Annotated in this window: 11 protein-coding genes; 7 read left to right on the top strand and 4 right to left on the bottom strand. The window is 44.7% G+C overall.

The genetic code is table 11. The features are described 5' to 3' along the window. Positions 1–19 precede the first annotated feature (19 nt). Positions 20–1048 carry a TMAO reductase system periplasmic protein TorT gene (torT, locus tag AACT19_RS09345; RefSeq protein ID WP_076646050.1) on the top strand — a complete coding sequence of 343 codons (1029 nt, stop codon included), beginning with the start codon at positions 20–22 and terminating at the stop codon, positions 1046–1048. Positions 1049–1108: 60 nt separating this feature from the next. Continuing rightward, complete coding sequence (locus AACT19_RS09340; RefSeq protein WP_009844869.1) at positions 1109–1564, top strand: methylglyoxal synthase; 456 nt, start codon at positions 1109–1111, stop codon at positions 1562–1564. 120 nt (positions 1565–1684) lie between these two features. On the opposite strand, the gene AACT19_RS09335 is transcribed toward AACT19_RS09340, so the two are convergent. Beyond that, positions 1685–2035 carry a VOC family protein gene (locus AACT19_RS09335; RefSeq protein WP_076646049.1) on the bottom strand — a complete coding sequence of 117 codons (351 nt, stop codon included), beginning with the start codon at positions 2033–2035 and terminating at the stop codon, positions 1685–1687. Positions 2036–2187: 152 nt separating this feature from the next. Beyond that, positions 2188–4263, bottom strand: a complete 2076-nt coding sequence (gene helD, locus AACT19_RS09330) for a DNA helicase IV (RefSeq protein WP_076646048.1) — start codon at positions 4261–4263, stop codon at positions 2188–2190. A 177-nt stretch (positions 4264–4440) separates the two neighbouring features. Here helD and yccS point away from each other — a divergent pair, with 177 nt between their 5' ends. From yccS to AACT19_RS09305, 5 genes are all read left to right on the top strand, one after another. After that, entirely contained in the window at positions 4441–6624 is a 2184-nt protein-coding gene (yccS, locus tag AACT19_RS09325) for a YccS family putative transporter (protein ID WP_004730255.1), read from the top strand. 332 nt (positions 6625–6956) lie between these two features. Beyond that, complete coding sequence (locus AACT19_RS09320) at positions 6957–7142, top strand: hypothetical protein (RefSeq protein ID WP_004730253.1); 186 nt, start codon at positions 6957–6959, stop codon at positions 7140–7142. Between the two features lie 121 nt (positions 7143–7263). Then, positions 7264–7584, top strand: a complete 321-nt coding sequence (locus AACT19_RS09315) for a hypothetical protein (RefSeq protein WP_004730251.1) — start codon at positions 7264–7266, stop codon at positions 7582–7584. A 171-nt stretch (positions 7585–7755) separates the two neighbouring features. Continuing rightward, positions 7756–9015, top strand: coding sequence for a hydroxymethylglutaryl-CoA reductase (locus AACT19_RS09310; protein ID WP_004730249.1), 1260 nt, complete (start codon positions 7756–7758; stop codon positions 9013–9015). 75 nt (positions 9016–9090) lie between these two features. Next, a complete protein-coding gene (locus AACT19_RS09305; protein WP_029406309.1) occupies positions 9091–10002 on the top strand; it encodes a LysR family transcriptional regulator in 912 nt (303 codons plus the stop codon). Between the two features lie 28 nt (positions 10003–10030). Here the strand turns inward: AACT19_RS09305 and AACT19_RS09300 are convergent, their stop codons facing one another. Both AACT19_RS09300 and AACT19_RS09295 read right to left on the bottom strand, forming a co-directional pair. Beyond that, positions 10031–10945, bottom strand: coding sequence for a YjjW family glycine radical enzyme activase (locus AACT19_RS09300; RefSeq protein WP_076646047.1), 915 nt, complete (start codon positions 10943–10945; stop codon positions 10031–10033). 56 nt (positions 10946–11001) lie between these two features. Further along, on the bottom strand, positions 11002–11712 hold a 711-nt coding region (locus tag AACT19_RS09295), incomplete at its 5' end, for a glycyl radical enzyme domain-containing protein (protein WP_242658936.1).

Here is an 11712-nt window from a genome sequence, read left to right as displayed (position 1 = left end):
ACCAATAAAACGGCAATTCATGCTATCTAGACCTTTAGCTTCAAAAATCATTCTCTCACTACTGGCCACAGTAACCTCTGTCGCGAGTGCTAGCGAGCCTTTGAGCCCAATAAAACCTGCCGAAACCACATCACATAAAGAGAAAATTTGTGCCATTTATCCGCACTTAAAGGATTCTTACTGGTTGTCTGTTAACTACGGCATGGTCTCTGAAGCAGAAAAGCAGCAAGTTGAGCTAAGAGTATTAGAAGCCGGCGGATACCCAAACATTGGTAAGCAAGCGTCACAGCTGGTGCTTTGCACACAATGGGGAGCCGACGCCATTATTTTAGGCACAGTTTCACCCGATGCTTACCATGAGAATCTTACGGATTGGGTTGGCTCTACCCCTGTGTTTGCTACTGTCAATGAGTTGACCGTCAATGAAGAACAACAGAAGGTATTGAAAGGCACGGTCGGTGTCGACTGGTATCAAATGGGATTTCAAGTCGGAGAGTTTTTGTCGAAACGACATCCGAAAGGATCAGGCGAAACACCTATCGCCTTGTTACTTGGCCCACAATCAAGTGGCGGTACTAAGCCTGTAGCTCTTGGGTTTTATGATGCAATCAAATCGAGCGATATCAAAATTGCGATAAGCTATTGGGCAGACAACGATAAAGAACTGCAAAGAAACTTGGTACAACAAGTCATCGAGCAGCCGGAGATTCAATATATTGTCGGAAGCGCAGTCGCGATTGAAGCTGCAATAAGTGAGCTGAGAGCAGCCGGTAAAACCAAAGAAATTGGATTAATTTCAAGTTACCTAAGTCACGGAACCTACCGCGGCTTACTTCGTAACAAGGTGCTTTTTGCACCAACAGATAAAATGGTTGAGCAAGGTCGCTTATCGGTAAAACAAGCCACCAGTTACTTACGCGGTCAACCTTATGAAAAACACAGTGCACCCATGATTGAAGCACTGACACCTGCAACACTCAAAGATCAAATTATCGCCGACTCATTGTCACCTTCTGAGTTTCGTCCGGTATTCAGTGTGAATCCTTAGTGCTATATTGGCTGAAGAACTCAAAACAATAAAAACGAAACAATCATTTAGGGAACATTCATGCAAAAAACGACGCGTACTATGCCAACGCATAAGAATATCGCTTTGGTCGCTCATGACCATTTCAAACCTGAGCTACTTAGATGGGTCAAAGAGAACAAAGAAAAACTACAAAAGCACTTCCTTTATGCAACGGGCACAACGGGTTCTCTACTAAGTAAAGAAACAGGCCTAGCAATTAAGAGCATGATCAGCGGCCCAATGGGCGGTGACCAACAACTGGGTGCGCTTATCTCTGAAGGCAAGATCGATATGATGATTTTCTTCTGGGATCCACTGAATGCCGTACCACATGATCCAGATGTAAAAGCACTGCTTCGTATCGCAAGTGTTTGGAACATTCCAGTGGCAACCAACCGTGCTACCGCTAACTTCCTATTTAACTCTTCACTGCTTGAAGAAGAAGTGATCATTGAGATCCCAGACTACGAAGCGTACCTAGCAGAGCGCACGTAATCGCACGTTATATGTGCTCTCTACTGAACAGACTAAAAAGCCTGCATTTTATCGCAGGCTTTTTTATGTCTCGTTTTCAGATATTAAACAATTCAATCATAAACAGTGTAGTGAATCTCTCTACTTATCACTCCACACTGCCATTTCGTTGCCACTTGGCTCTCTAAAATGGAAACGTCTACCACCGGGGAAACTAAAGATCTCACGATTTACCTCGCCACCAGCATCAAGCACGTCACGCTCGGTTTGCTCAAGATCTTCGCTATAGAAAACCATCAGCGCCGCGCCATTATCCGTATTCGACGCCAGATCCGCCAAATAGAACCCACCCATTAAGCCTTTACCTTCAAAAGCAGAATACTCAGGGCCATAGTCTTCAAAGCTCCAACCAAACACTTGGCTGAAAAACGCCTTAGTTGCAGCGATGTCTTTCGCAGCAAATTCAATGTAGTTAATAGAGCCGTGTTCCATAGCGGATTCCTTCTGCTTTATGCTTTTTTCCTAATGATAATAGCTTACGTCCTAATTAGAATAGGTAGCACGCTAATGATAATAGCTTACGCCCTAATGAGCATAGAGAGCGTGCTTGAAGATCTAATCTTAGACAATTTCCCCAAGTAACATCACTTTTTACGAACGACAGGGTAATCAGAGCCATGCAGTTCTTGTACAAAACCAGAACCGTCGCCACTGTGCGTGATCCATACTTTCTCTTTCGCTCGCGTCATTGCCACGTAAAATAAACGACGCTCTTCCGCATAAGGGAACGCGTCTGATGATTCGGTCAATGCGCCATCAATATGCAGCTGTTTCTTCTTGGTCGGGAACTGTCCTTCGTCAACACAAAGAATAATGACAAAGTCCGCCTCTTTACCTTTACTGCCGTGGCAAGTCATGAATTTGATATCAATGGAGGTGAAGATTTTTTTCCAATCTTCTAGCAATTCTGGTTTGTGGTAATGGTTACGTCCAAGTAGCAGCACAGACTTGTTGGTTTTGCCTTTAGATTGGCGGTTTAATTGATCGAGGATTTTCTCAACTTCTTTGCTTGGTGCACTGTACACCGCCTTCTGTTTCTGTTGCTTGAAGCTGTTCAGTTCTTTCGGAATCTGAATCGGGTTTTCCTGCACAAAACGATTGGCAACAGCACCTAACTGATTGTTAAAGCGGTAAGTCGTATCTAGGTGATGAATCGTCGAGCTCTCGAAACGATCCTTAAAGCCCGTCGTTAAATCCACATCTGCGCCAGCAAACTGGTAAATCGACTGCCAATCATCACCTACCGCAAAAATAGAAGCTTGGTGTTGCGCTTTCGACTGATTACACAGTGCCTCAACCAAGGCAAGGCGATCTGGCGAGATGTCTTGATACTCATCGATCATGATGAACTTCCAAGGCGAGATAAACTTGCCCTTTTCGACATACTGAGTTGCTCGGCTGATCATGATTGAGAAGTCGATGTGATTCTGTTCTTTCAGTTCTTTTTGCCATGCTGTCACGCATGGCCAACACAGTGAAAGCTCGCTGTTGAGACGCGTGTAGTCTCTATGATCAATCAGCTGCTGCTGCACTTCTTTCTTCGATAAACCCGATGCATTCAACTGCTCAAGCTGCTTTTCAAGCCAACCAATCAACTTGAGGTTTGAAACATGGCTACCAAGTTCGTCATCACCTGTTAAATAAGCGATTGGCCACTTAGACAGGTGCTTTTGCCAACGTTTGAAGTTGGTCGGCGTCATCCAGTGCTTTTTCAACCAATCAATACACCATGCTTGGCGTTGATTGTCATCGAGCGCTAACGGAGAGATAACCACACGTTCAGGTTCAACCTGATTAAGGATCTTTAAACCCAACTGGTGGAAAGTACTCACTTGCACCTTCTCTGCTGATAAACCAATTTTGCTGTTAAGGCGCTGTTTCATCTCTTCCGCTGCTTCGCGACCAAATGCGAGCAATAACAGCTCTTCAGCTTGAGCTTGATGGCTTTGCAGTAAGTACGCGACGCGAGCTGTAAGAACACTGGTTTTACCCGAGCCAGCGCCCGCTAAAATAAGGTTGTGATCATCATTCATCAACACCGCATATTGCTGAGATAAATTGAGTGGTGACGATTCACATTGAGCAAACAATACTTCCCAGTTTTGTCTTTCTGTTTCTAACCACTGCTGATTTCTTTCGGCTTGCTTAATTTCCGTCTCAGACAACCATGGCTGCATTCGAGCAATCCGGTTTGGCATACGCTGCGCCGCTTCTTCTAAAGTCATCGTCATGTTTTCTAAACTTGAGTTAACCATGTCGACCCAAGTCTTAACTTTAGAATGCGCTAGGAAAGCAGGAAGTTGCTCAAGACGTGTCAATTCAGCTTCCCATTGAGGAACGTGTTCAGCCAATTGTTCACATTGTGTGTCATGCCACTTCTGATAAGCAGCAACCGATGCGCGTGCAAATTGACGGCATTGTTCCCAAGGTAGGCCTTGTACTAACCAGCTGCGCTGTTTGCCATCTTGTTGATTAGCAAAGAACTGTAACGATCCCCAAAACAATCCGCGTTTTATCGCGATCTTGCCACTCCAAATAGTAAACGGGATTCGCTCTTCACTGCCTACTGAAGATAACAGCAGGCGTGGACCATCAAGTTCGACTTGATGATATTCATTTTGAATAAAAAACTGTGCAGTCTTGTTAGCGCTTAGCTGCATTGGAGTGTGCTCTCTAATTGGGAATATTGAATTTATATCATGATGCTGTGAGAATTAATAATGTCTCACATCTTATCGATGCTTTCATGACCATCTAGGGGCAATTATGGATAAGTATCAAATTCTTGTGCTTGATTTCTGTTAGGATTATGGTTTTAGTGTGTCAAGTGAGCGACTGTGGACTTCTCAGCCAAATTGCGCCTCTATTGGGCGAATAAAACCATAAATTACAGCGTATTAATTCTCATCACTCTACTCGGGGTTGTGGTTCCTGCTTGGTATTATGGACAAAACACACTCATCACACCTTTGATCTTAGGTGTTATTGCTGCGGCTCTTGCTGAAAGTGATGACAGTTTTACTGGCCGTCTCAAAGCACTCACATTGACCTTTATCTGTTTCGCTGTAGCCGCTTTCTCTATTGAGATCCTGTTCGATACACCTTGGCTGTTCGCGATAGGGCTTTTCGTTTCAACCTTCTCTTTTATTATACTCGGTGCAATTGGCCCTAAATACGCCAGTATCGCGTTTGGTTCGCTGCTTGTTGCTATCTATACCATGCTCGGTGCCCATGAGAGCACCAACCTTTGGTTTCAACCGCTTCTACTTTTAACCGGCGCCGCTTGGTACTACTTCATGTCGATGATTTGGCAGATTGTTTGGCCGATGCAGCCCGTACAGCAAAACCTAGCGACGGTATTCGATCAAATCGGCAATTACATCGGCTCAAAAGCGGAACTCTTCTACCCTGTATCTGACCTTATCCCTCAACCACATCGCATTATTGAAGCTAAGTTAAACGCCAGTACCGTTAATGCACTCAACATGTGTAAAGCAACACTGCTTAACCGATCTAAGCGCGGGCACATTGATGGTCCGAGTGACCGATTCCTAAACACCTATTTCATCGCACAAGACATTCATGAACGCGTGAGCTCTACCCACTACCGCTATCAAGAGCTGGCAAAGCACTTTGAACGCTCTGATGTGTTGTTTCGATTCAAGTATCTACTCGAAGCCCAAGCCACAGCCTGTAAAGAAGTGGCGAGCTCATTGAAAGTCGGAGCTGAATACCAACATGGCGATAAGTCTGTATTAGCACTTGATGAGTTAATGTCTTCGCTTAACCATCTTAACCAACAGAACAAGCCCGAGTGGAAATCACTGCTCAACCAATTGGATTACTTATTCAATAACCTAGCTACCGTCGAAAAGCAGCTCTCGAATATCAGTAACCCGGATGCGGAAAAGTTGGAAGAAGACGTATTGGACGATACCAACCCTCATACTTTGACGGCAATGTGGCACAAGATCAAAGCCAACCTGAATACCGACTCGATGCTGTTTCGTCATGCGATTCGTATGGCAATCACATTGACGCTCGGCTACGGGATCATTCAAGGTTTTGACATAGAGCGTGGCTATTGGATTTTGCTGACGACACTGTTTGTATGCCAGCCAAACTACAGTGCAACACGACAAAAGCTGACGGCTCGTGTCATTGGCACCGTCGCAGGCTTGTTGATTGGCGTACCACTACTGACCTTCTTCCCGTCTCAAGAGAGCCAGTTAGTTTTCATTGTGATCAGTGGTGTGATGTTCTTTGCATTCAGAATCAATAACTACGGGTTCGCGACCGGCTTTATCACACTGCTTGTACTCTTCTGCTTTAACCAATTAGGGGAAGGCTACGCGGTGGTATTGCCAAGACTAGCGGATACCTTTATCGGTTGTGCCCTCGCCGTACTTGCTGTCATTTACGTGTTGCCTGATTGGCAATCAAAGCGATTGCACAAAGTAATGGCAGATGCGCTCGATTCCAATAAGAACTATCTCGCTCAGATCATTGGCCAGTATCGTGTAGGTAAAAAAGACACCCTTAATTACCGCATTGCGCGCCGCAGTGCACACAATAACGATGCCAACCTGACTGCGGCCATCAGTAGCATGCTGGTTGAACCAGGCAAGTACCGGACCTCTGAAGATGAGAGTTTTAGATTCCTAACACTTAATCATGCACTACTCAGTTATATCTCTGCTTTAGGTGCTCACAGAACACGTATCGATGATGAAGCAACACATAAACTGGTACTGGATGCACACAGAGTAATACACGAACATCTCGACGCTCTAAATGATCAGCTCTACTCCCACCAAGAACAGTGTGAAGTAAAAAACGCTTACGACCCTGAACTGGATAAACGTCTGAGTGAGTGGCGAGAAGAGGACGAGAGTTCTGTCAGAATGGTTCTACAACAGCTGCATTTGATCTATCGAATGCTTCCAGAATTGCATACCTTAGCGACCAAGTTTGCGGTTAAGGTAAAGATAGATAAGCCGTTTGAAACAGAAGCTTCTTGAGCAACAAACAAAATACTGTAAAAACAAAAAGATACCGCAAACCGCTCACCTTTTGATCATTAAATGTTTTTATACATTGCTCTATCTATACCCCCAATTGGGTAGAGCAATTACTTGCCTACCCTTGCACCACAAGGGATGCGGGGATTTTTACATTGTAGGAATTCTCTGACTTTGATTGACCCAACCATAACTTTGCCTAACATTTCTCGGACAAAAAACGACCACAGAAATTTATAGTTGTCTTAGTTTTAGGAAACTTCAAACTTCATTTAATATTCACTTAATCTTGTTTGATTTCCTGAATCAGTAGGCTATGCTCTATAGAGCATATGGATTTGAACAAAGGTCACATTATGAATACACAGCAATTTGAAGTATTTAAGCAGCAAATACAGCTTCTTAGCCCACAGCAATTGAAAGCACTTCAAGGTGAAATCGACGGCAACCTTGAAACGGACCAGCCTTCTCTACTGACTGATGAAGAGTTAAACGCACTGAATGACCTGTTTAATTAATAGACAGACGTCACTATTTTAGCTTAAGTTCACCGTTTCACCGTAAATTTCACCTCTTCACCATTGCGCTCAAAATATCGTCCGCCTAGACTCATTCAATACGTCAATAAAAGGTTCTGTTATGTCGATATCTGGTATTCAATCTGGTTACGCCATTATTCAGCAGTCAACCAACATGGCTGAAGAAGCCGCAATCGAGCTCAACCAAGCCTCCAAACACTCTCTAGAATCCGATGACGCTTTCCAAACCAGCGATTTCAGCTTTAACCAAATAGAACCTGAACAATCCATTTCGTTTAAAGAAAAAGAACCGGAACCATCTTCATCCTCAACGGATGCACTCATCAAACTGACTCAAAGCGCAAGTTATAACCGCGTTGGTGCGAGTGTGATTGATCGTCAAAACGAAGCCATCGGCAGCCTTCTCGATATCCATATCTAGTTCAATCTCATAGTGAGCATTTTTTGACGAAGTTGTCTTGCTTAGGCGAACAAATTGCTGCTAAACCCATACAAACTGTAACTCATTATATCAGGCGCTTGTTTCTGGTTTATTACTCGGTAGAATCAGCGCAAACCAATTTTGCTGCACAAACTTTACTTCATACTATTTATGCCAAAACTAAATCTGCATCGCCGTGACTATGTTTCTATTTTAGGAGGCGACATCTCCGCAGACGCATTAGAAAAAAAGCTTCAGCCTCATTTTGAAAAGCCAGTAAATAAGCTGACTCCTAGCCCCTATCTGACAGAAAAAAATCTAGCACGTCGCTGGACAGCTCTCGACAATTCAGATTCTCAACAAGAGCTTCTCGACCCTCACACACAAAGTCAGATCCAAGCTTATGAGAAAAACATTGAGCACTTTATTGGCACCGTTAAAGTCCCTGTGGGAATATCTGGCCCTTTAAGAGTCAATGGCCTATTTGCTACGGGCGATTACCTCGTACCACTCGCAACCACAGAAGCTGCGCTTGTTGCGTCTTACAATCGTGGTTCTAAGCTGATTACGGCCTGTGGTGGCGCAAGTGCAATGTTGCTCAATGAAGGTGTCACACGTACTCCTGGTTTCGCATTCCAAGGATTAGTTGAAGCCGGACAGTTTGTGGCTTGGGCTGTGACCCAGTATGACCAATTTAAAACCTTGGCTGAATCAACAACATCACACGGCAAGCTGACCGACATCAATATCAACATCGAAGGTAACCATGTTTATTTGGTGTTTGAGTTTCTAACCGGGGACGCTTCTGGCCAGAACATGGTGACCATCGCCACCAATGCAGTCTTTGAGTACATCATAGAAAATACGCCGGTTAAGCCCGATCATGCTTTCCTAGATGGCAACTTGTCAGGCGATAAAAAAGCCAATACTCAAACCTTGCGCAGCGTTCGTGGTAAAAAGGTCACAGCCGAGGTTAATATCTCTGCCGAGCTTGTCGCTAAGTACCTCCACACTACACCAGAGAAAATGGTGCAGTTCGGACAAATGACCACCGTCGGTGGTGCTTTGAGCGGCACGATTGGTATTAATGCTCATTATGCAAATGCACTTGCTGCACTCTACATTGCTTGCGGACAAGACGCTGCCTGTGTTGCTGAGTCAGCGATTGGTATGACTCGCATGGAACTCAATAAAGAAGGTGGTTTATACGCGAGCGTCACACTGCCTAACTTAATGCTAGGAACTGTTGGCGGTGGTACCGGCTTGCCAAGTCAAAAAGCATGTTTGGACTTGCTTGGGCTTCATGGCAACGGTAAATCACAAGCACTCGCTGAAGTTTGTGCTGCACTGTGTTTGGCGGGTGAACTGTCGATTGTCGGTGCGTTTTGTGCTGGCCACTTTTCACGAGCGCACCATAAACTAGCTCGTTAATAACCTTTGTCAGATTGGCTTGTTGTTTTATGTGTTGCGCCAAATATCAAGCCATTCTCAATGTATGAGTCATAAATGGATTACTTACACTTATCTAGAGTGAGCCTTAAGCACCTCACTGCGCTTCATATTATGCTGAACACCCACAGCGTTACTCAAACCTCAGAACAACTTTGTGTAAGCCCTTCGAGTGTGAGCAAAACCTTGTCTCAACTACGTGACATACTTAATGACGAACTGTTCTATCGAGATGGCACCAAGCTGATCCCGACGCCATTTGCCTTGCAGGTAGCTCCGACTGTTCATGCGATTCTTTCAAGCATGAACGGACTGCTTCATCAGAAGAGTTTTACCCCTCAAGAATACCAAGGCAGCTTTTCACTTTCGATGCGCGAAAGTACCTTTGAAGTATTCGCATCAAAGCTCAGCAAAATTACCACTGAACTCGCACCAAAAGCCAAACTCAACATCTATTCAAAGCAACAGCTGGGTTTTGATGCTTTGCTCAGCGGTAAGATCAACTTGATCTTATTGCCCCATGATATTTCCCAGCCACCGACCGATAATAAGGAGCTGGTTTGGGAAACAATTCTTCCAGACGAAATGGTTTGTTTGATGGGCGCAGACCACCCTCTTGCACAGCAAGAACTGACAATTGAAGGCTACTTAGATTACAAGCACATTGGGATTTTAGATAACGAACTGTCTCAGCCTTACTTTGAGCAAAACTTAGTTCAATGTCATAAGCCAAGAGATATGGCAATATCGGTCGCGGACTTCGGTGCAGCGGCTGTACTGTGTCACCACACACCTTTCCTGTTCACTTGCTCTAAACAGTGGGCTGAACATGCTAAGCAAGCTCAGGGCTTAGTGAGCAAGCCCTTGCCTTTTGATTACGGTAAGGTGGCGTATAGCTTGGTATGGAACAAGCCCAACATGAATGATCAAGCGATCAAGTGGTTGTGTGACTTGTTTTTAGAAGCCTAACTCTTTTCGTCATTGATGACCGAAAATATTAGGTATAAACCTCGGGCGTTTGCATTGCCCTTTGAACGATCGTGTAGAGCTTATCGTGAAAGCTCTGCATCTGTTGTTCGGTGCATTTAGGCCAATCTAACGCTTCACCAATCACACCATGATGTTGAAACGCATTCAGCCGAATACGAACATCACTTGGTAGCACCTTCAAGTATCGCCCCACTTGTTCAACTTCATCTTCAAGATCGCTTTTATTCGGAATATGCAGCAACCTAACTTCATGCAGCTTTCCTTTGCCTGCAAGATAATTGATGGTTTCAAACACCCGATGATTTCCCCTGCCCACTAACCATTGATGTGTTTCCGATTGCCATGATTTTAGGTCAATCATCGCGCCATCAAGATAAGGCAACACCTTGTCCCAGCCTTGCAGTGGCAGCGAACCATTACTATCAATAAAGCACGTAAGGTGCGCTAGCTGCGGATCACTTTTAATCGCTTGAAATAGCTCAATGATAAACGGCAACTGCATGGTCGCCTCGCCACCTGAGATAGTGATTCCGCTTAAGAAAAATTGGTTATGCCTGACGAGTTCAAGTACCTCAGAGACTGCCATTGTGTTGATTTTCGGGCTTGACTTATGATCGCAGACATCAATACACTGATCGCAATTGGTACAGGCTGCCGGGTCCCAATTCACTTTGCCATCAATCATGCTTAAAGCACTGCTTGGACAGCCGCTAACGCAGTCTCCACAATGGTTACAGTGGTTAATTGTGTGTGGGTTGTGACAAGTAATGCAGTCAAAATTGCAGCCCTGAAGAAACAGCACCAAGCGGTTTCCCGGGCCGTCAACACAAGAAAAGGTCAGCACACGGCTGACCTTCGCTTGTTTTTCTGTCTTATTATTTTTAACCCTAGCCATTTGAGTTGTTAGATCAGAAATTTTCATAATTCACATTGTTCGTATTCGAAACGCATCACACACATAACGCACGCACGTTAAAGCTATTCGTATGTCGGCGACATCTCTAAGCTCGCCACGCGTGGTTTACGCTCTAATATGCCCGTGTTCTTCGCAGCTTCAGCACCTAAGAAGGTGGTATTGGTGCGTGAGCCTTGCTCATCGTATCTCGCAATATCAGACAGTTTGATCATGTAACCCGTTACACGAACCAAATCGTTTGATGCAACGTTAGCCGTGAACTCACGGTAACCCGCCTGAATCGCGCCTTTACACAGGTTAAACATCGCTTCAGGATTTGATTTCACTGTTTCGTCGATGGTCAGAATGTCACTGATACCCGAGGTGTAGAACTTATGATGACCCGCGGTAGCACGAACGTAAGATACTGGATCCGGTTCAGTGCCATAAGGAATACGGACACCTGGAGTCACATCTTCATCTAAACTAATACCACCTTGAGCGTGCAACAGAGCCTTACCTTCCAGCCCATATTTCACTTCAGATCTTTCAACAATCTCAGCTAGCTTTTCAGAGATACGGTGACCGAGTTGATTCGCCTGTTCATCGTGACCATAGCGCCCTGCTTGGCGCTCTTTCTCCATCAAGATGTTGACTGCTTCCGCCATGCCATAAATACCAAACATTGGCGCAAAACGGTCTTCTTCGATAAGGCCTTCTTTGGTCAGGAAGCCGTCAAAAAAGTTAGACTCTTCATGCAAGAAGCGGCTACGAGCGTTCATCAATTCAACCAT

The organism is Vibrio sp. 10N.222.47.A9 (assembly GCF_963872585.1).
Classification (GTDB): domain Bacteria; phylum Pseudomonadota; class Gammaproteobacteria; order Enterobacterales; family Vibrionaceae; genus Vibrio; species Vibrio splendidus.
The sequence above is the reverse complement of the archived record's forward strand: the minus strand, read 5'-3'. Positions and strand labels throughout refer to the sequence as shown.

Coding starts and splice junctions, on each gene's coding strand:
- torT (WP_076646050.1), top strand. CDS start 20: ATGCTATCTAGACCTTTAGCTTCAAAAATCATTCTCTCACTACTGGCC.
- AACT19_RS09340 (WP_009844869.1), top strand. CDS start 1,109: ATGCAAAAAACGACGCGTACTATGCCAACGCATAAGAATATCGCTTTG.
- AACT19_RS09335 (WP_076646049.1), bottom strand. CDS start 2,035: ATGGAACACGGCTCTATTAACTACATTGAATTTGCTGCGAAAGACATC.
- helD (WP_076646048.1), bottom strand. CDS start 4,263: ATGCAGCTAAGCGCTAACAAGACTGCACAGTTTTTTATTCAAAATGAA.
- AACT19_RS09320 (WP_004730253.1), top strand. CDS start 6,957: ATGGATTTGAACAAAGGTCACATTATGAATACACAGCAATTTGAAGTA.
- AACT19_RS09315 (WP_004730251.1), top strand. CDS start 7,264: ATGTCGATATCTGGTATTCAATCTGGTTACGCCATTATTCAGCAGTCA.
- AACT19_RS09310 (WP_004730249.1), top strand. CDS start 7,756: ATGCCAAAACTAAATCTGCATCGCCGTGACTATGTTTCTATTTTAGGA.
- AACT19_RS09305 (WP_029406309.1), top strand. CDS start 9,091: ATGGATTACTTACACTTATCTAGAGTGAGCCTTAAGCACCTCACTGCG.
- AACT19_RS09300 (WP_076646047.1), bottom strand. CDS start 10,945: ATGAAAATTTCTGATCTAACAACTCAAATGGCTAGGGTTAAAAATAAT.